Annotated in this window: 19 protein-coding genes; 1 reads left to right on the plus strand and 18 read right to left on the minus strand. The window is 63.6% G+C overall.

Features of this window, described 5'->3' with window-relative positions; translation table 11 throughout:
- Nucleotides 1-18 precede the first annotated feature (18 nt).
- Together MB84_RS14215 and MB84_RS14220 are read right to left on the minus strand one after the other, a co-directional pair.
- Complete coding sequence (locus MB84_RS14215; protein WP_039397848.1) at nt 19-222, minus strand: YdcH family protein; 204 nt, start codon at nt 220-222, stop codon at nt 19-21.
- A 115-nt stretch (nt 223-337) separates the two neighbouring features.
- Complete coding sequence (locus MB84_RS14220; protein WP_211279306.1) at nt 338-1,252, minus strand: hypothetical protein; 915 nt, start codon at nt 1,250-1,252, stop codon at nt 338-340.
- Nucleotides 1,253-1,357: 105 nt separating this feature from the next.
- Between MB84_RS14220 and MB84_RS14225 the strand changes: the two genes are divergently transcribed.
- Nucleotides 1,358-3,709, plus strand: a complete 2,352-nt coding sequence (locus MB84_RS14225) for a Tex family protein (RefSeq protein WP_046292254.1) — start codon at nt 1,358-1,360, stop codon at nt 3,707-3,709.
- An 84-nt stretch (nt 3,710-3,793) separates the two neighbouring features.
- On the opposite strand, the gene MB84_RS14230 is transcribed toward MB84_RS14225, so the two are convergent.
- The 16 genes from MB84_RS14230 to MB84_RS14305 form a co-directional block, all read right to left on the minus strand.
- Nucleotides 3,794-5,686: a potassium transporter Kup gene (locus MB84_RS14230; RefSeq protein WP_046292255.1), complete on the minus strand. Its 1,893-nt coding sequence runs from the start codon at nt 5,684-5,686 to the stop codon at nt 3,794-3,796.
- Nucleotides 5,687-6,131: 445 nt separating this feature from the next.
- Nucleotides 6,132-6,857 (minus strand): DUF2968 domain-containing protein, encoded by a 726-nt coding sequence (locus MB84_RS14235; RefSeq protein WP_046292256.1) that lies wholly within the window; start codon nt 6,855-6,857, stop codon nt 6,132-6,134.
- 337 nt (nt 6,858-7,194) lie between these two features.
- On the minus strand, nt 7,195-8,601 hold the full coding sequence (locus MB84_RS14240; RefSeq protein WP_046292257.1) for a sigma 54-interacting transcriptional regulator: 1,407 nt from the start codon (nt 8,599-8,601) through the stop codon (nt 7,195-7,197).
- Nucleotides 8,602-8,704: 103 nt separating this feature from the next.
- Nucleotides 8,705-10,726 carry a TadG family pilus assembly protein gene (locus tag MB84_RS14245; RefSeq protein ID WP_046292258.1) on the minus strand — a complete coding sequence of 674 codons (2,022 nt, stop codon included), beginning with the start codon at nt 10,724-10,726 and terminating at the stop codon, nt 8,705-8,707.
- A 120-nt stretch (nt 10,727-10,846) separates the two neighbouring features.
- Complete coding sequence (locus MB84_RS14250) at nt 10,847-11,452, minus strand: DUF3613 domain-containing protein (protein WP_052653378.1); 606 nt, start codon at nt 11,450-11,452, stop codon at nt 10,847-10,849.
- A 34-nt stretch (nt 11,453-11,486) separates the two neighbouring features.
- Nucleotides 11,487-12,584 (minus strand): tetratricopeptide repeat protein, encoded by a 1,098-nt coding sequence (locus MB84_RS30530; RefSeq protein WP_052653380.1) that lies wholly within the window; start codon nt 12,582-12,584, stop codon nt 11,487-11,489.
- Between the two features lie 2 nt (nt 12,585-12,586).
- Complete coding sequence (locus MB84_RS14260; protein ID WP_052653382.1) at nt 12,587-13,618, minus strand: type II secretion system F family protein; 1,032 nt, start codon at nt 13,616-13,618, stop codon at nt 12,587-12,589.
- A 19-nt stretch (nt 13,619-13,637) separates the two neighbouring features.
- Nucleotides 13,638-14,561, minus strand: a complete 924-nt coding sequence (locus MB84_RS14265; RefSeq protein WP_046292259.1) for a type II secretion system F family protein — start codon at nt 14,559-14,561, stop codon at nt 13,638-13,640.
- The gene (locus tag MB84_RS14270) at nt 14,558-15,928 is read right to left on the minus strand and encodes a TadA family conjugal transfer-associated ATPase (protein WP_039397836.1); all 1,371 of its coding nucleotides are present in this window, start codon (nt 15,926-15,928) and stop codon (nt 14,558-14,560) included. Before MB84_RS14270 ends, MB84_RS14265 begins: the two co-directional genes overlap by 4 nt.
- A gap of 1 nt (nt 15,929) precedes the next feature.
- Nucleotides 15,930-17,282: a CpaE/TadZ family protein gene (locus MB84_RS14275; protein WP_046292260.1), complete on the minus strand. Its 1,353-nt coding sequence runs from the start codon at nt 17,280-17,282 to the stop codon at nt 15,930-15,932.
- Nucleotides 17,283-17,385: 103 nt separating this feature from the next.
- Nucleotides 17,386-18,663 (minus strand): type II and III secretion system protein family protein, encoded by a 1,278-nt coding sequence (locus MB84_RS14280; RefSeq protein ID WP_046292261.1) that lies wholly within the window; start codon nt 18,661-18,663, stop codon nt 17,386-17,388.
- A gap of 242 nt (nt 18,664-18,905) precedes the next feature.
- A complete protein-coding gene (cpaB, locus tag MB84_RS14285; RefSeq protein ID WP_046292262.1) occupies nt 18,906-19,934 on the minus strand; it encodes a Flp pilus assembly protein CpaB in 1,029 nt (342 codons plus the stop codon).
- A gap of 181 nt (nt 19,935-20,115) precedes the next feature.
- Nucleotides 20,116-20,517 (minus strand): hypothetical protein, encoded by a 402-nt coding sequence (locus MB84_RS14290; RefSeq protein ID WP_046292263.1) that lies wholly within the window; start codon nt 20,515-20,517, stop codon nt 20,116-20,118.
- A 308-nt stretch (nt 20,518-20,825) separates the two neighbouring features.
- Nucleotides 20,826-21,305 (minus strand): A24 family peptidase, encoded by a 480-nt coding sequence (locus MB84_RS14295; protein ID WP_084009793.1) that lies wholly within the window; start codon nt 21,303-21,305, stop codon nt 20,826-20,828.
- 59 nt (nt 21,306-21,364) lie between these two features.
- Nucleotides 21,365-21,505, minus strand: a complete 141-nt coding sequence (locus MB84_RS14300; RefSeq protein ID WP_245725368.1) for a Flp family type IVb pilin — start codon at nt 21,503-21,505, stop codon at nt 21,365-21,367.
- A 261-nt stretch (nt 21,506-21,766) separates the two neighbouring features.
- A complete protein-coding gene (locus MB84_RS14305; protein ID WP_046292265.1) occupies nt 21,767-21,952 on the minus strand; it encodes a Flp family type IVb pilin in 186 nt (61 codons plus the stop codon).
- Nucleotides 21,953-23,285: the final 1,333 nt, after the last annotated feature.

The raw sequence follows: 23,285 nt of genomic DNA on the forward strand, positions 1-23,285 counted from the left end.
ATCTGCGGACTGTCCCGCTCAGGCGGGCTGATCCGGCGTTTGTTGCACTTGCAGCAGGGTGATCGTGTCTTTGATCTTCAGACGGCGCTTCTTGAGCCGCGAGACCTGGAGTTCGTCGTACGTCGGCTCCGTCAGCAATTTGTCGATCAGGTAGTCCAGATCGCGGTGTTCGATCTGCAATTCGATGATGCGGCGTCCAACGGAGTGAAGATCTTGCTGCATCTTGGCGACTCTCCTGCAACTCTCAAGTGATTCCGGTTCCGGACTTAATCGACTTAAGCGCCTCGACCGACTCATCCAACCCAACCCGCTCACCGCTCGATCCGGGCGGCGTCGCTCACTGCCCCTGAATCGCCTTTTGCGCAGGCGAGCTGCCCGATTGCGATTCGTTGCGACGGGCATCCGACTTCTGCTGACGCTCGATGGCTTCCTGCTGCTTCTGGTTATACTTACGCACGTTCTCTTCGCGCTCGGCCGCCTTCTGCGCCGCCGAAGCCTTCGCTTCGTCGAGCTTTTGCTGCTGCGTGGCCTGCTTGGCATTGTACGTCTGGGCATTCGCCGCGCGCTCAGGCGCCTGCCCCGTGCGCTCCGTCACCCGCTGCTGATACTCGGCCTGCTTGGCTTCGTAATCGGAGACGTTCTGGGCACGCTCGGCAGCGCGTTGCGGCGCTTCGGCGGCCGTTTGCGCCCGCTTTTCCGCCAGACGCTCGTCACGCTCCTGGGCACGCGCGCGGCGCTCCTGATCTTCGAGCACCAGACGCTGACTGCGAACGGCCTTGAGCGCTTCGCGCTGCTCGTCGCGGGCCTTGTCGATGCAATAGTTCACGAAGAACTTCGACGCGCACTCGTACTTGGCCTCTTCGAAACGGTAATCGATCCATGCACGCTGACGATCGAGCACGGCGCGACGACCGCCGAAATCGTCCGCAGCCGGTTGCAGATTCAACCGATCGTCGTAGGGAACGGGTTTGTCGTCCTCAGCGGCAGCCGCTGCCGCGCTGGCTTTGCTAGCCGACGACGGGGTACGGTCTGCGGTCGCATCGAACGGCTTGACGGGCACCCGAAGCTGTTCGGTCGTACGCCCGGCCGCCTCGACGGCCGAGAGCCCCTGCTGCGCCGACGCGGAAAACGGCACGATGGCCGCAGCCATGATGATGCCGAACATCCCGACGGCGGAGATCGATGCACGTGCGGGACGGCGCGAAACCTGGCGCAGATTCAGTCGCGAAAACAATTTTTCGAAGGAAATCATGAGGTTGAGCGGAGTCATGCCAAATTTTAGCATTGCCTGCCCGGACGCGCCCGCGGTTTATGGCAAAATGCCCCGCTCCTGGCACTTGGGTAACTCGCAACACTCATGACGCAAAACGTAGCCCTTCAGATCGTTCAACGCATTGCCGCCGAACTTAACGTGCAGCCGCGTCAGGTCGCCGCCGCCGTGCAACTCCTGGACGAAGGCGCCACCGTGCCCTTCATCGCTCGCTATCGTAAGGAAGTGACCGATAACCTCGATGACACGCAACTGCGTAATCTGGAAGAGCGCCTGCTGTATCTGCGCGAACTGGAAGACCGCCGTGGCGCGATTCTCGCGAGCATCGAAGAGCAAGGCAAGCTGACCGACGAACTGCGCACTGCCATCGTGGCGGCGGAAACGAAGCAGACGCTCGAAGACCTTTACCTCCCCTACAAGCAGAAGCGCCGCACCCGCGCGCAAATCGCCCGCGAAGCCGGCCTCGAGCCCCTCGCGCAGGCGCTGCTCGCCGATCCGACGCTCGACCCGCAAGTCGAAGCCGCCAGGTTCGTCGACGCCGAGAAGGGCGTGGCCGACGGGAAGGCCGCCCTCGATGGCGCACGCGACATCCTGTCGGAACAATTCGGCGAAACCGCCGAACTCCTCGGCAAATTGCGCGACTACCTCTGGAATCAGGGCGTGGTCTCGTCGAAGGTCGTCGAAGGCAAGGAAAGCGAGGAAGGCGAAAAATTCCGCGATTACTACGACTACGCCGAACCGCTCTCTGCGGTGCCGTCGCACCGCGCGCTCGCGCTCTTCCGCGGTCGTAACCTCGGCATTCTGATGGTCAAGCTGGGCCTTGGCGAAGAACTCGACGCACAGGTCCCGCATCCGTGTGAGGGTGTGATCGCCGGTCATTTTGGCATTCGCCAGCAGAACCGCGCCGCCGACAAGTGGCTGGGCGACGTCTGCCGCTGGAGCTGGCGCGTGAAGGTGCAGCCGCACCTCGAATTGGAACTGCTCACGCAGATTCGTGAAAGCGCCGAGAGCGAAGCTATTCGAGTGTTCGCTCGCAACCTCAAGGCGCTGCTGCTCGCCGCGCCCGCCGGTCCGAAGGGCGTGATCGGTCTGGACCCGGGTCTGCGTACCGGCGTGAAGGTGGCGGTGGTCGATGCGACCGGCAAGCTGCTCGGCACCGACACGATCTATCCGCACGAACCGCGCCGCGACTGGGACGGCTCGCTCGCCCGTCTGTCGAAGATTGCCGCCGCGACCGGCGCGCAACTCGTCAGCATCGGCAACGGCACGGCCTCGCGGGAGACGGACAAGCTCGCGCTGGAACTGATCAAGCGCCATCCCGAACTGAAGCTGCAAAAGATCGTGGTATCGGAAGCCGGCGCATCGGTGTACTCGGCCTCCGAATTCGCGGCGAAGGAATTCCCGGAACTGGACGTGTCGCTGCGCGGCGCCGTCTCGATTGCCCGCCGTCTGCAAGATCCGCTGGCCGAACTCGTCAAGATCGAGCCGAAGGCCATCGGCGTGGGCCAGTATCAGCACGACGTGAACCAGCGCGAACTGGCACGTATGCTGGACGCCGTCGTCGAGGATTGCGTGAACGCCGTGGGCGTGGACGTCAACACGGCATCGGCCCCGCTGCTCGCCCGCGTGTCGGGGCTGAACAGCACGCTCGCGAAGAACATCGTGGACTTCCGCGACAGCAACGGCCCGTTCCCCAACCGCGAAGCGCTCAAGAAGGTGCCGCGTCTGGGCGACAAGACGTTCGAACAGGCCGCGGGCTTCCTGCGCGTGAACGGCGGCGACAATCCGCTGGATCGTTCGTCGGTTCACCCGGAAGCGTACCCGGTCGTCGAGCGCATTCTCGCCAAGATCAAGAAGACCATTGGCGATGTGATGGGCAACGGTTCGGTCGTGCGCAGTGTGTCGCCGACGGAATTCGTCGACGAGCGTTTCGGTCTGCCAACGGTCAAGGACATCCTGACCGAACTCGAAAAGCCGGGTCGCGACCCGCGCCCCGAGTTCAAGACCGCGACGTTCCAGGACGGCGTCGAGAAGCTGACCGACCTGAAGCCTGGCATGCAGCTCGAAGGCGTGGTCACGAACGTGGCCGCCTTCGGCGCGTTCATCGATATCGGCGTGCATCAGGACGGTCTGGTTCACGTCTCCGCCATGTCGACGAAGTTCATCAAGGATCCGCACGAAGTCGTGAAGGCTGGCGATATCGTGAAGGTCAAGGTGCTCGAAGTCGATCCGCGCCGTCAGCGTATTTCGCTCACCATGCGTCTGAACGACGATCTGCCGGTGGCCGGTGCGAGCGATCGCCTGAGCAGCGGTGGTGGCGCGGGGGGGCGCGGTGCCAGCAGTGGTGCTCACCGTGGTGGCAATGGCGGCGGTGGCCGTCAGCGCGAGCCGGAAACGGTCAATGCCATGGCTGCCGCTTTCGCCAAGCTCAAGCGCTGATCGCAACGCCTTCAGCACAAAGAAAAGCCCGCTCGGTTCGAGCGGGCTTTTTGACGTCCGATCTGTCGATCTGCCGATTAACCGTCAGATCTCGATTTTCGTCCCCAGCTCAACCACGCGGTTGGCGGGAATACTGAAGAAGTCCGTCGGCTTGGCAGCGTTCTGGTGCATCCAGGCAAACAGACGTTCGCGCCAGATCGACATCCCCGGCAGCTTGGTCGGCACGACCGTCTCGCGCGCCAGGAAGAACGACGTATCCATCAACTCGAAGTGCATGTCCGTCTTCTCTTCGAGCAGATGCAGCACTTCCTTCACGTCCGGCGTCTCGTTGAAGCCGAACGTCGCGACCACGCTGTACAACCCGCCGGTATGGTCCTTGACCTCGATGCGGCTACCGTCTTCGGCGTAGGGCACGTCAAGCGTGCGGAACGTCAGAAAGATCGTGCGCTCATGCAGAATACGGTTGTGCTTGAGGTTGTGCAGCAGGCTCACCGGGACCAGCGTGTTGCCGCCCGTCAGATAAATGGCGGTACCGGCCACACGATGCGGCGGGTGTGCCAGCAGCCCTTGCAGGAACGGGCCCAGCGGAATCCCGTCGGCGGCCGTGCGCTCACGCAGCAACTGACGGCCCTTGTGCCACGTCATCAGCATGAAGAACAGGAACGCGCCAAGCGCCAGCGGCAGCCAGCCGCCCTCTTCGACCTTGATCAGGTTCGCGCCGAAGAACGCGAAGTCGACGACAAGGAAGCCTGTGATGATGAGCGCCACGAGGAACTTGTTCCAGTTCCAGACCTTGACCATGACCACGCACGCGAGAATCGTCGTAATGACCATCGTCGTCGTCACCGCAATCCCGTACGCCGCCGCCAGATTGCTCGACGACTTGAACGCCAGCACGATCCAGATGATCACCAACAGCAGCGACCAGTTGATGACCGGCATGTAGATCTGACCGATCTCGCGATCCGACGTATGCAGAATCTTCATGCGCGGCACGTAGCCGAGCTGAATCGCCTGACTGGTGAGCGAGAACGCCCCCGAAATCACGGCCTGCGACGCGATGACGGTTGCGGCGGTCGCCACAATCACCAGCGGCAGCAGCGCCCAGTCCGGCGCGAGCAGGAAGAACGGGTTCTCGATGGCCTTTGGATTGGACAGCAGCAATGCGCCCTGACCGAAGTAGTTCAGCGCCAGCGCCGGGAAGACGAGGAACGACCACGCGAAGCGAATCGGACGAATGCCGAAGTGGCCCATATCCGCATACAGCGCTTCTGCACCGGTCAGCACCAGGAACACCGAGCCGAGCACGATGTACGCTTGCAGCGCGTGCGTGCGAATGAAGTGAATGCCGTAGTAGGGATTGATCGCCTTGATGATCTCGGGCGCGAGCACCATGTTGTACACGCCTAGCACGCCGAGAATCACAAACCAGACCACCATGACGGGACCGAACAGACGGCCGACCTTGGCAGTCCCTGATTTCTGCATCGAGAACAGAATGATCAGGATGACGATGGTAATCGGCAGTACGAAGCGCGAGAGCGACGGCGCCGCGATCTCCAACCCTTCCACCGCCGACATCACGGAGATGGCCGGTGTGATTACCGCATCCCCGTAGAACATACAGGCGCCGAACATCCCCAGCATCATCAGGACGGTGGCCCACCGGCTGCCTGCCCGCACGCTGCGCAGGCTGAGCGCCATGAGCGCCAGCACGCCGCCTTCGCCACGGTTGTCGGCACGCATCACGAACAACACATACTTCAGGGACACGACGATCACCAGCGCCCAGAACAGCAGCGAGATGATGCCGAACACGGCCTGCTGATTAAACGGAATGCCGTGCTGCGGATCGAAACATTCCTTGAGCGCATAGAGCGGGCTGGTGCCGATATCGCCGAAGACCACGCCGATGGCCGCCACCATGAGCGCGGGCATGGCCTGAGGGCGCTGCCCGTGTCGAATGTTTTGCGTCATAAGGTTTGGGTAATCGCTTTATTGCGCTGCACAAAATGGGCGCTATTCTAACTGGGCGCCGGTTCCCTCGCCAGTCCGGGCAGATGCTGAGCGACGGACCTGTTACATGACATGCTTAGCTAGGATATGACGAGCCGCGCGCCGTGACCAGTCCCGCACGGCAAGGGTTTTGCCCGACCTTGGCGCACGTAGGATGGCCGGAGCGGCACCGCTTTTCGAGTTGCAAATGCGCGACATATGTCAGACATGGGCGATTCGTGTGTCGACAGTCCCGGCAATTGCGTGTAGCGATGGCCGCCAGCGCGTGCGCTTTGGCGTTCACATCGCCTACCGACCGTATGGCCCCGGTGTTTGACGCGCCCATGAAAAAAGCCGCCCGAAGGCGGCTTTCTCACATCCTGAGACGCCGGAGGCATCATCCAGCGAATCGCAGGTGCGGCATCGATCAGCGACGACGCGTGGTCTTCTTGGTCGAGCCCTTCACCGAACGCACGAGTTCCGAGTCGACCGTGTTCTGCTGCGCTTCCAGCGAGCGGATCTGGCCCTGAACGTCGGTCAGGCGAATGCGCGCGGCGCTACGTTCGGTTTCCAGCGCGGCGGCCTGCTCACGCACGGCCTGCTGATTCTGCGCCAGTGCCTGTTCCTGCTGACGCTGGATGCTGAGATCGTTCTGCACGGCGTTCAGGCGGGTTTCGCTCTCGGCCAGCTGACGCTCGATCATCGCCTTCTGCGCTTCGAGCTTGATGCGGTTGATTTCGACGTCGGCCAGCACCTGCGTCTGGTGAACGAAGTCGGCGTACAGCGATTCGGCCTTCTTCTCGTTGCTCACCTTGACCACGCGCCAGAACTGGCCTTCGTGGAACAGGGCGACGTAGTAGCCGAGCGTCTGCGGATAGAACAACAGGCTCGCGCCGTAGCGACCGTTATAGGTCGTGCGCAGTTCGGTCACTTCCTTGTTCTGGATGCGATCGCGCAGTTCCTGAATCGTGCCCGAGGCTGCGGCGGGTGCCGTCGCCGATTGTGCAGGCACTGCCGGAGCTGCCAGTTGTGCAGGCGTTGCACCCGTTACGTCGCGCACCGCATCGGCAGCCATCGCTGACGTCCCCCAGGCTGCCAGGCATGCCACCCCCACGCCCAACCACAACCGCCCCCGGCAATCACTGATTTTCATCTGATCTGTTTTCCTGTTATCGACCGGACCGTTTTACGGCCCTTATTCGTCGCATTCATTCGCCACCCCGGACTTCGTCCCGAGGATCTGAGACCTGCGTATTTGTGGAATGATAACCGCATGCCCGCAATAGCCGACAATTCTATCCATTGAGACGCGCTCTTCCAAGCAGGGAATGCGTTATTGTGCGCCCTCGATTTCATCTGTTGATACTGCGCAACTGAAGGGGCGCGAGACTTCCGGTCAGGCGAAGCCGTTTGTCAGAAAAATCCCGTCATTCAAGGTGCGATTGAGGCATTCCCCACGCAGCACGCGGGGCCGTGCTTATCTCTCTTGTTTATCCCTCATATTCGCTCGCCAGCTCCGAGTCGTTGCCGACGATCTGATATTTGCGCATCTTCTCCCACAGCACCTTGCGGCTGATGCCCAGCGCGTTCGCCGTGTCCTGACGCCGCCATCCGTTGGCGTCGAGCGCGGCAACGATACGCGCGCGCTCGGTGGCGTCCCAGCGCGCGCGCTCGGCCAGTGCCCCGCTGCGTGCCGGATCGTCGGCGCGCGGCACCGCCCCGGTGGCGCCCATCGACAGTGCATCGAAGATCGGACGGATGCGCCGCTCGTCCCAGCCCCCGAGTTGCCGATAGATGATGCCGACACGTTCGGCGATATTGCGCATTTCGCGGACGTTGCCGGGAAACACGCCGCCTTCGACCAGTTCGCGCAGCCACGGCGGCACCTGCGCGCCGACTTCGCTGTCGCCGACCACCTTGCCGAGATACGCCGTGAAGACGGCCAGTTTGTCGACCGGTCCCCGTTCTTCGAGACTCGGGATGTGCAGCTCGATCACGGCCAGACGATAGAACAGGTCGGCGCGGAACAGCTCGTCGCGCACCATCGACTTCAGGTTCTTGTTGGTGGCCGCCACCAGCCGGAAGTCGAGCTTCACCGGCTGCGCCGAGCCCAGACGCGTCACCGCACTGTCCTCGAGCACTCGCAGCAGCTTGACCTGCTGATATAGCGGCAGATCGCCGATTTCGTCGAGGAACAGCGTGCCGTCGTTGGCTTGCTCGAAGTATCCCTTGTGCGAGTACAACGCCCCGGTGAACGCCCCTTTGGCGTGCCCGAAGAAGTGCGACTCGAACAGGCCGTCGGGAATCGCACCGCAGTTCACGGCAACGAACGGCCCCTGCCCGTAATGGCTCTGCTTGTCGTGCAGCAGACGCGCAATCCGCTCCTTGCCCACGCCGGTCTCGCCATGAATCAGCACGTTCGAATCGCAGTCGGCGAAGGCGTCCACCTCGGCGAGCAGGCCGAGCATCGCACTCGATTGGGCGACGAGCGGGTCGGACGGTACGGGTGCGCGGTCGGCCTCCGCAATCGCACCGGAGAGTTTGAAGATGAGCGTACGCAGTTCCGCGCCGGAGAAGTCGAGCGTGAGGATGTTGCTGTATTCGGGCGGAAAGACACTCCGGTCGTTCTCGCGCGGCGTAGTCGCCACCCAGATCACCGGCATGCCGTGACCGAGTTGCCATTCGTTCGCGTTGGTCGACGCGCCTTCGATCACCGACACGCTGACCACTGCGATGGACGGCCGCGCACGCGTGCGCTCGCGCGACAGGTCGATACCGTCCGCACGAATCACTTCCATGTCGAAGCTGGCGAGGCAATGCGACACGCGGTCGGCGATGTCCGACTTGCCTTCCCACACGTAGACATCGAGGTCTTCACGTACTGGCTTGCTTTTCATGCTGATTCGCTCGTTGACGAACGCCCCCGGCGTTCGTCCTGGTGAAATTCGGTGCGCCGCCCGGGCTCCGGTTCGGGCGGCGCGGCATGTTCCGATAGCTTCGCTAATACACGAGCTGCACGAGCCCGTTCTGACAATTGATGCTGTCGACCGTCACCGTCGTCATGCCCAGCGTGATGCCCAGCGACGACAGCAGCGTGTTCAGCACGTTGCTCAGCGGCGTAAGCAGCGGGTTGAGCAAGGTGTAGAGCACGCTGCCGAGGACGGGTGAGATGTCGGAGCTGCCGATCGAACCCGACACCGCGTTAATTCGGCACTGATTGGCGTTGCCGGACAGGTTGCACAGTAGATCGGTGACACCGCCGAGCAAGCCGCTCACAATGCCGCCCAACGTGTTCACCAGCCCCGTGACCAGCCCGCCAACGCCCCCCAGCACTTGAGGCAGATTGAGCGTGAGCACGCCGCCAAGCGTTGTGCCGAGCGCGTTGGTCGTGGCCTTCAGTCCCGCCGCCGCCGAACTGAGAAACGAGTTGACGGTGGAGATCGACGCCCCGGTCAGCGCCGTCGGCACGTTGTTCACCAACCCCGTGCCGATGGTCCCGGATGTCGACGTGCCACCGGCACTCACGTCAAGAGACAAACCGGTGAGCAACGCCGAGACGATCTGACTCAGATTCACGTTCGATCCAATGGGCCCGACCTTCTGTGGAAACGGTCCCGTGAAAGTGATCGGCGCGGGCGAATTGGTCGCGAGCGAGAGGTTGACGTTCGCCCCGACATTGATGAGCCCGAGTAACGTCGCGATGTTCGTGCGTTGTGTCATGAGCGTGGTGCAGCTCGCCGGGTTGGTCTGGACATTTACGCCACTGGCTGCCGCCCCCACGCAAACATTCACTAGCCCCGAGTTAACCTGCAACGTGGTCGATGGCGTCGCACCGCATTGCAACGCCGTGACTGTCGCAGTCGACTGCGCGACCTCCAGCACCAGAGGCAAGTTAAGCGTCGTCCCCGCCGCATTCAGAATCCCCGCCAGCGGGCCTGCGCTGGACGCCGCCGAATTGACCGTCAGGAACAGCCGCACCTGCGCGTTCGTCGCCGTCGCCCCAACCCCTCCGACGCCGATCTGTGGCGGCGAGATCACTCGCGCGACCACCGACACTGTGCCGCCGAGAATATTGAGTGATGGGATCGCAACGGCATTGTTCCCCGTCCCGCCGACAACGGCGGCCGTGATCAGATCCGAGATGCCCACGTTGGCGTTCAGCGCGTTCGCCGCGCTCACTCCCGCCGCATCGATGTTGGCGATGATGCCCGGCGTCGTTGCCGAGCCGAGCAGGTTGATCGGCAGATTGAGGACCGGGCTGTTCGCAAACACATTGATGAGGTTGTTCATCGCCGTAACGGACGCCGACAACGCGCCGTTCTGCGTGACGAGTGCCGTATTCGTCGCACTCAGCAATGTGCCAACCGTGAGGTTCTTCACCGCCGCGACGCCAGAGAGCGACGCCACGCTCACATCCCCCGTCACGGGCACGCCGAGCGCCTGCAACAGTCCCTTGGGCGTAATGTTCACGCCGACGAGTTGCTGCGCCGCGCCCACGTAAAGCGCTGGCGAGATCCCCACGGAATTGAGCAGCGGCGCGAGGACCGAATTATTCGCATCGAGCGCGAGCAGCCCCGAATCGACCGTGAACGTCACCACTGCCGGGGCCTTGCGTGCGACGGCGTTGGCGGAAATCGTGCGGGTGCCCGCCAGTTGGAAGAACGACGGGACGCCGAGCGTCAGCGTCACCGAGACGGCGTTGCCGCTCGCCGCATTGGCCGACGTCGCGGCGACGAACGTCCCCGGTGTCGTCGCCGTGGCTGCTGGCGACGTCCAGGTCCCGCACGACGTGGCGATCGTCAGACCGGTAACGTTGTTGCCGAGGTTCGACGCCACATTCGCCCGCTCGACCGTGTCGTACGACGTCGTGTTGGCGCAACCGGGCAGCGTTTGGGCCCCGGCGAGCGCCGCCATGTCGGCGGCACGTTGCAGACCGCGTCGCTTCATGAAGGCGAAACCGGCGTCGATGGAGAACGCCAGAATCAGCACGACCGTCAGGAAGATGAAGGCGAGAATCGGCACCGACCCGCGCTGGCGTCCGGCAAACCCTACCGTACGCCTTGCACCGTTCGCACCGTTCGTACCTTTGGCACGAGTCGTGTCATTCGTTGAGCGCCCACGCGCACGCGGAGTCATGAAACATCACTGGCTCGCGCCAGCCCCCGCTGCCGCCGGTGTCGCGCCACCGCCGTTGCCGCCGCCACCGCCCGTGCCGTTATCGCTCTGGACCATCGTGGTGAAGAACGCCGGAATCGCGTAGTTGAAGCTCTCCAGATAACGACGGTAAGCGCGCGACGCCGTCGCCCCGAGCATCGGCAAGCCGGGACCCGCAGCAAGATTATTCGACTGCACGGCGAGCAACGCTTCGGTCTCGTCGCCGAGCATGCCGTCGCGCGCTGGCGATCCGACGACCGGCGGTGAGGTGCGACGCACCACGTCGGCCGGAATACGGACCGCCTGCTGCGAGGGCGCTGCCGTGCTCTGCGCAACGGGTGCCTGCTGTGCGGGGGGCGCGACCGGTGCCTGTTGCGCCACCGGCGCGGCGGACGTTGTAGCGACGGCGCGCGAGTCCGTCCCACTCACCGTCCCACTCACCGCCCCACTCACCGTCCCGCCCATCGTGCCGGTGACGGGTGCGTTGCTCTGCGCTGCGGCGGCTCCGGCCCAAAGCGTGAACACGGCAAGCCCGAGCTGCGCCGCACGAAGCGGACGAACGCCCGGTGTTCCCTGAAGTTTCTGGTTGGCCATCTTCACGTCTCCCCTGATGTTGCTGCGTTCGTTCTTACTGCGAATGCGCGAACCGGTCGAGCATCGACGTCGGCATGTCGCTGCGCGGTCCGTCCCCGGCACGCGCGAGTTTGGCGTCCGATGCCGAGGTAACCGGCGCGGCCTGCCCCGACTTCGACGTCCCCTTGTTCTGTCCATCGTCCGTCGCACCCGCTTGCGGCAGTCGCACCACGACCGGCCCGTCACTGCTTGTGCTCGCGCGGGCCGGTGTCGCGACGGCCGATGCCGTTGCCACGGGGGGCGCGGCCTGTGGTGCGATGGCGGCCGCCGCCTGTGCTGCGGCCCGTGCCGAGGCGGCGTCTGCGGCCTGCTTGCGTGCCTTGGTCTGCGCCCGGATATCGGCGGCCAGCTTGTCGATGGCTTCGCGCGTGGACGGCGGCATCTTGGCGTTCGTCATCATCGCGTCGGCGCGCGAGCGATCGCCGGTCACGAGCAGATACACCGCCAGATTGCTGAGCACCTTTTTGCTGTCCGGCTGCAACTCGGCCGCCTGTGCCAGCGGCACACGCGCGGCAGCGGGCTCGCCGTTGCGCAGCAGCGCGAAGCCGAGATCGCTGAGATAGAACGCTTGCGTCGGCGCGCGCGACACCGCCTCGCGCAACGCTTGCGTGGCCCCGGCGTAATCCTTGCGCTGTGCGGCCACCAATCCCAGACCGTGCCACGCGGCGGCGGCTTCGGTGCTGCCCAGCAGTTGGCGGTACGCCTGCTCCGCCGCGTCGGGCTGCCCCGTCTCGCGCAGGGCATCGGCACGAAGAATGTCGACGTCAGGTGCCGAGCCGAATTGCATGCGGAATTGTTCGATATGCGCGAGCGACGCGAAGTACGAGCCCTGATCCTGCACCTGACGGATCATCGACAGATACAACTCGCGCGTGTCGGGCTTCGCAAGCTTCGCCTTTTCCTCGTCGTTCTGCTGCGCCTGCATCAACGCGGCGGCCGACGGTGCGCCGTAAGCGCCCATCGTCGGCCCGCTGCTGCACCCGCCCAGCAGGGCGGCACACAGCGCGACGGCCATAGTGGCCACGGTGGACGCAGCGACCGCACCGGCATGGCGCGTGCGCTCACGTGCAGGAAATCGTGTCTGGATCGGCATGGTCAATTCATGGCCTCCATGGATTTGGTCAGCGACAGCAGCGCCGGTCCCGCGACCATGAGCATCAGCGCGGGCAGCAGCGTGAGCATCATGGCCAGCGTCATCTTCACCGTCAGCTTGCCGATGCGCTCCTTCATCGTCTGACGGCGCTGTTCGCGCAAGCGGTCGCTGAACTGTTGCAGCGGCTCCTGCACCGCACCGCCATGCTGTTCGACCTGCACGATGAGCCTCACCAGCGCGCGCAGATCGTCGTTGTCGTACACCTCGCGCAGCCGTCCCATCGACGCCTCGCGACCGCGCCCCGACGCGTACTGGCGGTTGGCGTTTTCGAATTCCTTCGACAGAATCGGCAGCACTTCGCGAAAGTCGGACACCACCACGTACAAGCTCTGGTCCATCGACAGCCCGACGCCTTGCAGCAGTCGCAACAAGTCGATGAGCAACGGCAGTTCGTCCACCAGATCGCGACGACGTTGTCCTGCCTTGCGCTGCACGTAGAACTTCGGTGCGAGCAATCCGGCGCCTGCCGCGCCGATCAGCCGCAGGATCGTGCCGAGTCCGCCACCGCCCGGAAACCACAACCAGACAATCAGTGGCAGCACCACCGCCAGCGCCACGCGCGTGAACAGGAACAGCGACTTGGCGCGCACGCTGTCATAGCCGCATTGCGCGAGCAGCAGACGATCTTCCGCCGCAATCAGGTTCTGTCCGAGACGTGTTTCCGACCATTGCTTGCCGAGTGCCGCCGCACGGTCGAGCAGCGAGCGCCAGCCACGCTGCCTACCCTCGCCCGACGCCTGTGCATCGTCATCGCCATTCGCACGCAAGCCCGCCGGGGATGTCGCCGCGCGCAACGCCGCAAGCGCCTGTTGCTGACGGCTCGCCAGCACCTGATCGATCATCCTGCCACTGCGCCCCTGACGCACGGCGCGCAGCAAGATTGCCGACGCCGCAAGCAACAGCCCGGCCGCGACCATCAGCAGGCCGAGCATCATCCAGGTTTGCGAGTCCGTCGAGAACGATGAGAAGTTCATGGCTGCGGGTCCTTCGCGCTCAGAGCGACTTGGCCAACCGGTACAGCACGAAACCGCCGAACACCTCCAGTCCCAGCCCGATGACCAGCAGCTTCTGGCCCGCCGGCTCCTGGAACATCGGCTCGAAGAACTTTGGATTGAGCAACATCAGCAGCGCACTGACGACAATCGGCAGCGCCGCGAGCACCCACGCCGACATGCGCGTCTCAGACGACAGCGCGAACAACTCGGCCTGCGCCTGCTCGCGGTCGCGCATGAAGCCCGACATGCGCGACAGAATCTGGTCGGCGCGTCCGCCGAAACGCGTCGACAGATCGACGACCGACGCGAACAGATAAATCTCGTCCACCTGATAGACGCGCGCAATCTGCTTGAGCGCGACGTCCAGGTCCACGCCCGCCTGCACCTGACGCACCGCCCGCTCGAGCAACTCCCGCAGCGGCAGATCGGCGTTGCCTGCGGCCGACTGAAACGCCGAGGGCAGACTGTTACCGACGGTCAGCATACGCACCATGCCGTCGAGAAAGATCGGCAACTGACGCACGATGTCACGATGTCGGCGCGCTGCCTTGAGCCAGTAGCGCAGCACCGTGACGACCGCATACACGATCAGAATCACAATGGCCGAGAGCGGCCCCTGCCACAGCCAGAACCCCAGCGTCAGCGCGAGACCGGGCACGATCAGCATGAGATAGAACGGCGCATCGGGTTGCACACCCGCACGCTCGAAGAAGAACTCCCACGGCAACGACTTGCGGCGCGGCGCGCGCACTTCGCCCGTCTCGGCAGCCCCCGACTTCGGCGCGTTCTGCGCCAGCTGACGCTCAAGAAACGCGCTGGTCGCCTGTTCGCGTGCGCGCAGATGTGTGCGACGCCACAGCTCCAGCCCCGCTGCGATCAGCAGCAGTGCGATGCATGCGGCCCACAGCACCAGGGCGTTCATCGACGGCGTCCGAAGAAGCCACCGCCACCCGAGTCCGGCGGCACGTTGCCTTGCTGCGCTTGCGCGGCGGCCGCGGCATTGCGCGTCTGCTCCTTGTAACGCTGGAGCTTCGGCGAGTGCGGTTGAAGCCCGAGCGAAACCCACTTGTCCTTTTCCTCGCCGTCCGGCCCGACCACCGACTCGTGACGGAACAGTTCCTGCGTGGAGATGACGGTATCGGACACGCCGGTCACTTCGGTGATCGACAGAATCCGACGGCGTCCGCTCGACAGACGGCCGATCTGCACGATGAAATCCAGCGCGCTCGTGATCTGACGGCGCAGGCTGCTCTCGCTGCCCTGGAACCCGGCGAAGCCCGCCAGCATCTCCAGACGATAGAGACATTCACGCGGCGAGTTGGCGTGAATCGTCGCCATCGAGCCTTCGTGGCCCGTGTTCATCGCCTGCATCATTTCCAGCACTTCGGAGCCGCGCACTTCGCCCACGATGATCCGGTCGGGACGCATCCGCAGACTGTTTCGAATCAGGTCCCGAATCGTCACCTCGCCGGAACCGTCGAAGCCGCCCTGACGCGACTCCAGTCGCACCACGTGCGGGTGGTTCAGCGAGAGTTCGGCCGTGTCTTCCACCGTCACCACGCGCTCGGTCGCCGGGATAAAACTCGCCAGCGCGTTGAGCAGCGACGTCTTGCCCGAGCTCGTGCCACCCGAGACGAGGATGTTGCAACGCGAGCGCACCGCCGCTTCGAGCAGGTTGTAGATTTCTTCGTTGAAGCTGCCGAGCTGCAACAGGTCCGACGGCTTGAGCGGGTCTTTGCGGAACTTACGAATGGAGACGACGGGGCCATCGACGGCGAGCGGCTCGATGACCACGTTCAGGCGTCCGCCATCGGGCAGACGCGCGTCGACCATCGGATTCGATTCGTCCAGACGCCGCCCGATCGGCGCGAGAATGCGACGCACGATGCGCAGCAGGTGCTGATTGTCGGAGAAGCGCAGCGCTTCGCGCGCCAGTACGCCGCGACGCGAGACGTATACGTCGTTGTAGCCGTTGATCAGAATGTCTTCCACCGCCGCGTCGGCCAGCAGGTCCTCGATCGGGCCGAAGCCGGCCAACTCCTTGGTCAGCGCGTCGGAGATCTGACGCAGCTCCGCCTCGTTGATCGGGATGCGGCGCAGACGCACGAAGCCATCCATTTCCAGATCGACGAACTGCTGGATCGCACTACGGCTCCAGCGCCCGAATTCCGCGCCGAGTTCTTCGATGCGCGCAAGCAGATGTTCGTGCGCCGCCGTCTTGATGTCCTGAAACTGCTGTGAATTGGCAAACGCGCGTTTGTCGTCGGCAAATTCGATGGAGTCTGTCATATCAGTGCTTCCCCATGAATCGGCCCAGCCAGCCCGACGAATGTCGGTGCGACGCGGCGCCCGCATGTTGGGCGCAGAGCAAGCGCTCCACCAACGGTTGCAGTGCGCGCACATACGGGTCGCCGCGTGCCGTGTCGATGATCAGCTTGCCCTGATTGGTGGCCGAGAGCATGGCGAGCGGCCGGTCGGGCAGCGTGGCAAGCAGCGGCACGTCGAACCGCTTGGCGATCTGGTCGGCCGCCATGCCGTAGCGCGGGTCGTAACGATTGAGGACGAGATGCAGATGGCTGCGCTCGACGCTCTTCTCCTCCAGGTCGCGCAGCATCGACGCGAGCGAGACGATCGCGCCCACGCTCTGATCGACCACGAGCCACACTTCGTCGGCAGCGCGCACGAGGCTGGCCACGAACGCCGGATTCGAGAAACCGCCGAGGTCGGCCACGATCAGATCGAAGAACGCCCGCAGGCGGTCGGTGAGCGCGAGCGCGTCGGCCGCCGCCACGCTGCGCATGTCGCCCAGATCGAGCGGCAGCGGCAGCACGGCCAGACCGCTCGGTGCGTGCGATACGGCCGTGTGCACCAGCGTTTCGTCGAAACGGCGCAAGTTCTGCACGGCCTCGGCAAAGCTGAACTGGCTTTGCGTGTTGAGATACAGCAGACGGTCGCCGGAGGGCAACCCGAGATCGAGCAGTGCGACATGACCGAGCAACGAGCTGTCGAACTTGTCGTCCTTGTTCGCGTTGGCCTTGGCAGCCTTCGCGGTCTTCTCCGCACGGTCCGGGTCGGCGCCGACGGACATTTCCTGACCCAGTTGCGACAGATGCGCAGCGAGCGTGCTGCATCCGACACCGATCCGGGCACCCAGCAGCACGATGAACCGGCCGTGGCGCTGCGGCGCTGTCGTCACGCTCACCGTGGGCGTGTGGTCGATCACTCGACGCACGACATCGAGCGCTTCGTCGTGCGTCGAGTGCATGTCGATGAAATCGTGGACGCCGGCGCGCAGCGCGGCTTTCATACCGTCGGCGCGCACCAACGACCCCACGGCGACCAGCGGCAGCTTGGGCGCGACGCGTTTGAGCATCTGCGCCAGTTCCGTGGCCTGCGCGATGCCGCCGTCGAGCGGATCGTCGGCATGGCCGGTCGGCTCGCCCGAGAAGTCGAGCAACACGACCTGCGGATCGAGATCGCCGATGCGCTGCTGCAACTGCGCCGGACGTCCGGCTTCCTGCAGCACTACGCCCTCTTCGCGCAAAGCCGCCGAGAGCCACTGTCCGTGGCCGGCATGTGCGCTGCAAAAAAGAAAGCGATGCAACTCAGTCATGGTGTCCAGTATTCGCGTCGGTGCGTTCATTTGTGCACTCCTTACTACCCCAACCCGGCCTTCGCCGATGCTTCGCCCGAGACCGCCGCGCCGCCGTCGAACCTGCGGCGATCCGGCGCTAATGCCACTTCGGTCACTTCGAGAAGCCCGGCAGTTCGCTGTCGCTTGCCACGCCCATCAAATACTCGCCCCACACCGGCCCCGGCCGCTTCTCCCGGGTGTCCCCCGGCAGCGGCAGCGTCACGTCTCTGGACACCGGCTTGACCGGGTGAGGCGTGACGATGATGACCAGCTCCTTCTCGATACTGTTGTACTTCAGATTCCGGAAAAACGAGCCGATGAGCGGCAGATCGCCCAGCAGCGGCACTTTGTCGACGGCGGCGGTCGTCGTGCGCGAAATCAGCCCGCCGATGATGAAACTCTCGCCGTCGCCCAGCTCGACCGTCGTATCGGCGCGCCGTGTCGTGATCGCGGGAATCTGCGTCGACGCAATCACCACGGCGTTCGTATAGTCAAGGTCGGACGCCTCCGGCGCGACCTTCAGGGCAATCCGGTTCGGCGACAGAATCGTCGGCGTCACCGTCAGGCCCACACCGAACGACTTGTAGACGATGGTCGTCGTGCCCAATCCCCCCGACTGCGGCACCGGCAACTCGCCACCGGCGAGGAAGCTCGCGCTCTGTCCCGACAAGGCGACCAGCGACGGTGCAGCAAGTACGCGCCCCAACCCGTTCGACTGCAGCAGGTTGATCTTCGCCGACAGGTTGAATGCGCCACGCGTGATCGATCCGAAGAACGAACCGAAGTTCGACGTCGAGGTACCGCCGCTGCCGAACGCAGCCGTGCCCAGTGTCGAAATCACGCCGAATCCGCCCGATGGCGAGATGCGCTCTGCCGTAAAGTCCACCCCCAGTTGATTCAGAATGTTGCGGTTCACCTCGACGATCTTGACGTCGACCTGCACGACGCCGGTGTCCCCGACCGTCGAACGGTCCACCACCACGCCGCCCTTGCCCGTCGCATCGACCGCTGCCGCTTGCAGGCCGCTGTGTTCGATGAGCGTATTCGTATGTCCCCTGATGACGGCAGCGCTGCCGCGCGCGTCGACGCTGGCCGTGCCGGTGTCACCCAATGCACTTTGCAGGTTGCCCTGCACGTGAACCTCCCAACGGGTGGCCTCGCCACCGCGCGGCCACGTCGATACCTGTGTCGTACCGGCCTTCTTGCCAACGACCAGCACCGAACCGCGACGCCCGCCCGAGCCCTTGAGCACGACGATGTCCGCGATCTCCGGATCGGCAACGGCCACGCGCTCCAGCGTGCCCGAGACCGGTAATTCGCGCTGTTCGTGCACGGCGAGCGTCAGCGAACGAGCCCCTGCGCCCCGTGCAACGTCTGCGGCGTCGGCCATCCGGACCGCGACCGTCGCCCCACATGCGAGCAGCGCAGCAAAACAAAACAGCATTCCCGTGACACGTCTGGTCTCTCGTCTGGCAGTGCGAACCTGGCTTCTGATCATGGCGTGGCTGTATCGGTCACTGTGTCGGTTAAGTGGTGTTCGTCGCACTGGTTGCCCCCCGCGCCCGAACATCACCGGATCTGCTCGTCACTTCAATTCAGTTCACTCAGTTCAAATCGTTGCGTTGCGATGGATTAGAAGGAGGCGGTGGATCGCTCGGCGCCGCGCACGACTTCGACCGTGCCTCCGCCACTGCCTCCACCTCCCGGCGAGCGCGGCGCAGGTGCGGCCGTGCGTCTCGGTGGCTCACCCGCCAGCCCCGTCGTGGCGATACCGGCGTAGGCCCGGTTCTCCGGCGAGTTCAGTGCGGCCTTGTTGTCGCCCGCGAGACCGGCCTTGCTCACGAGTACGGGCGGTGTCGGCGGGAACAGCGACGTATCGGGCTTCGTGTCGTCGGCGGGGTTCCGCAATGCGAGCGTGATCTTGCCCTGCTGTGCGCCGAGCACGAGTCGGTTGACGTCTTCGGTCGGGACGGCTACGACCGCCGACGTCGCGGGCATCGGCGGTGGTTGCGGCGCGGCCGCTTGTTGGGGCGGCGGCGCGCTGGCCGTCGCTGCCGCGACCGTGGAGGCGACGCTGGGCGCGGCGGGCGGCGGCGTGATGTCGTCGAGCGACGCGTTGCCATAGGTCAGCACCCGCACCCGGGACGCCAGCAAGCGCGCTTGGGTGTCGTCCACCAGGCCGACCGTCGGGCTGCCTACGGGTTGATTCGTCTTCATCGTGAAGAAAACGTCCACGAAATCGCCGGGGCGAATGCGGTTGCTCACGCCGACCGTCTCGGTCACGGGAAGGGCGACGGCGCGCTCGCCGGGGGCGAGTTGCATCGCGAGACCGCGTGCCAGCGTGTTTTGCGTGACCGGCACCCCCGCTGCGAGTGCGACGAGCGGCACCCGGCCCACGACGTCGGCCGGGTTGCCGAAGGCATTGGAGGTCTGGCTGTCGAACTGCGCAATCTTGATGTCGTCGGCCGTAATCGGCTTGCCCGGCGCGAGCGCTCTGGCCGCCACCACAGCCGGGAAGCGCTGTGTCAGCGTTTGGGTCACAGCAGAGGGTGCGGCGCTCGGCGTGGGCGCATTGTTCGTTCCCAGACGCAATGCGAAAAGCGCCAGCGCGACACCGGCGATAACCAGCACGGCAGCAAGAATCTTGGTGGCTTTGTTCATGGCTTGGGGCCTGTCGGCCGTTCAGTCACAACTTGCGGGGCGCCGGTGTGCCGGCGGCATATCAATCCGATGCGACTTCCTGTCGTCTCACGCGTTGTCCTTTTTTTGTTGCTCGCTTTCTGTTTTCCCTCTACCTGCTTCGTACATGCTTCGCGCGTGTTCTGCCCATCCCGACGACCACTCAACTGCCCCCGAGCGTCGACGTGTCCAGCGTCACGGCCGCCGTACCGATCACGGTTTGCGGCACCAGCGCCCCCAGCCCCGGCCAGTTGACCGTCATCGGCTGATTGAGCGTCAGCGTCACGTGCACAATGCACTGCGACACCGTGCCGGTCCCCGATGCCGGGCAGGGATACGTGGCGTCCACCGGAAACGTCGCGCTGACAGCCGACGCCGAAGGCCATGTCAGCGTGGTATTGATCGCCGTCGTGGCGTAGCCCTGACGCTGTGCCATCGTGCCAGCGCGCAACATCGCACGGCCAGCCTCGGAGGCGGCCTGTGTGAGCATTTGCCGGGCAAGAATATTGATGGAGAAGGCGACGGCAACGTAGAAGGCGGGCAAGAGGATCATGAGAATGAGCATGAATTCCAGAGCGGCGACACCGCGCAGTCGTATTGACCGAACGCATCGCAACCCTGAATTTGCCCGTGCCCCAGACCGCTTCATGACGATACTCCCCGTCGCGCACGGCACTTTTCGACCGTGTCTGGCGACGCATGAACCTGCACATTTGCGCGGCGTCGCCCGCGCCTCCCGTTATTTCGGTGCTGGCTGCGCCAACACTCGTCACCGCCGATGCCTCCAGACGCTGCCATGGACAGCGATCCTGCTGCAGCCTGCGGCAGGCGCCCTCACGCCCTCATCCGCGCACTGCTTTCATCTCACTGCTTTCATCGCACTACAAGCGCTGCGGCAGCCAGATACGCCCCGTAAGGCAACCCCACGCGCCCCGCCCGCCACTGCAGAATTCGTTGCCACACTCCCGACGCCGCCCAGCGTTCGCGCCATCGTGCGAGCCATTTCATTCGACCGGTGAGCAGCACCAGCGCATGCAAGCCGGTCGCCGCGCTGGCCAGACACCACACCGGCAACAGCGCGGGGTAACCCGCTATCAACCCGATCACCGCAAACAGCTTGACGTCGCCTGCGGCCATCACGCCTCGCCACCAAAAAGGTAGCAGTACGATCAAACCCAGAAGTGCGCCCAGTCCATGCACCCACAGCATGCGAGGTCCGGTGTGCCACGCTTGCCATGCAATCCAGACCAGCGCGGGCCCAGCAACGCACAATAGCCAGATATTCGGGATACGCCGTGCGATCAGGTCGGTCAGTACGATCGGCACACATAGCAGCCACAGCAATGTCAGCACAGGAGGTCTCGCATCCGGTTCCGCTTAAACCGCCTATACAAATCGGCGCCGATGCCGTCTCAATGCGATGACGCCGAGGTGGCCGCCGACGTCACCGAGCTAAACGCGCTCGAGAGCACACTGCTCATGTTCGTGTACACCGTGCCGCCGATGATGACCGCCACGATGGCCGCGAGAATGCCGTATTCCAGCGCGGTCACGCCCTTCTGCCGCAACGCTCTGTGCTGTCGGCCGCTGTCCCCAACTCGATTTGCTCGCATGATTCGCTTCCCCGCGAATACAGCATCTACCCCGAACGGCGCTTGTCTGTGAACTTGCGCCTCTCCCGTCTTTTCCCGCTATTCCGCTTTTCCGCTTGTGGTCCGCATGATGCCTCGCTACAGGCCGCAGACGCGAGGAACCTGTGCCGACCTCTTCCGGAACACCGAAGCTGCGTTGTTCCGATACGAACCACGTAAACCTTATGCGCCTGCTGCCGTGACCGCCGACTGGATCTTCGAGAACACGGAGGAGAACGTCGTGCCCAGATTGGTATAGACGGTGCCACCGATGATCACCGCGACGATAGCGGCGAGGATGCCGTACTCAAGCGCCGTTACACCACGCTCATCGCGCGCAAACAGACGAAAACGATTTCCGAGTTTCATATCACCCTCCCTCAAAAAGGCGCTAAACGCCCGTTGGCACACAGCAGGGCCGTCAGGCCCCTAAGGTCTGACGACGGAATCCCGCCATATCGCTGATCAACTCTTGACTTCGGCCTCGGGTCCGTTGCGCTGTAAGGCTCGCGAACCTCTTTTACCTTGTACGCCAATATTTCCGTGGCCGGTGGCACAGCCTTTGCACTCGCGTACTAATTTTTTCCGATGCTAATTTAAACTAAATCACAAAAACTAGAGTCTTGCTTCCAATCAACCCGGAGGATGTAATAAAGCGTTACACAGGTTGATCAAACAATACTCCAAAACTAAGCAATACAACGTGCGCGAGGGAAAACCATGATTGGTGCGACGCCACACATATTGGCGAATTCCCCTCACCTTCGATTTCAGCACCCATTTAAATAATTATTCATTTTTTCAAAGTCGTCGCATCGCGTTTCACAAAGCGAACACGCCCATGTCACACGGCATCTGGCGCCAGTCCATTACGCCCTTCTGCTCGACCGCATAGCGTATTTAGCCATTTGCACGGCTTTCCAGCGATTACGTTTGATCGGGCATTACCCGAATCGCCGGAACTCCCGAATATCTTCCGGGGCGTTCTGATGCAGTTGTTTTTGCTCCTGAATTCCGCGCCTGCACGTCATTCGTTCGCGTTATCCCTTTCCCACCTCCTTTTGGTAACCCTTCCACCTCGTTACAGCTGAATCGTTACGTTACGTTACCCGTAACGAACCCCGTAACGGGAACGTCGTTTCCCCTCTTATTCGCCATTTCCCGATGGCGTTAACCCTGACTTTTCACTTCCCCTGCGCCATCGAGATATCTCGATCCAAAAGATTCTTGTTTTCCGAAACGCAAATAAATACAGGCTTCTCAGCCGATTGCCGGAAAAACTAGAAGGCTTATTCGAACCCCGGATCTGTAGTTGGCACACCTCTTGCGCATATCCCTGCATCGCAACGCTAAAGATCACGAGGGACACCATGATCGTTGGCAATACCAAACAAACGGTGCACGGCGCAGCCGCCATTTCGGCAGAGCGTCAACGCATCTCGGCTAAGCAGCGCGAGGCTGTCGCCGACACCGATCGTAGAGGCGCAAGCCCCGGGGAGGGGCGGTGAAGAAGGCGGTGGCGTACGCGCCACCGCCACACCGACCGACGCGGCGAACGCTCGCAGCAGCTACACGAATTCGGCCCATGCGATGACGGGCCCCGATAGCGCAACCGTCACCGCGCTCCTGTTCGAACTCATCGCACAACGCATGAACAACCGACTGGCAGCGCAAAACGTGCTCGCCTGAATACGACAAAGAC

Source organism: Pandoraea oxalativorans, assembly GCF_000972785.3.
In the GTDB taxonomy this organism is placed as follows: domain Bacteria; phylum Pseudomonadota; class Gammaproteobacteria; order Burkholderiales; family Burkholderiaceae; genus Pandoraea; species Pandoraea oxalativorans.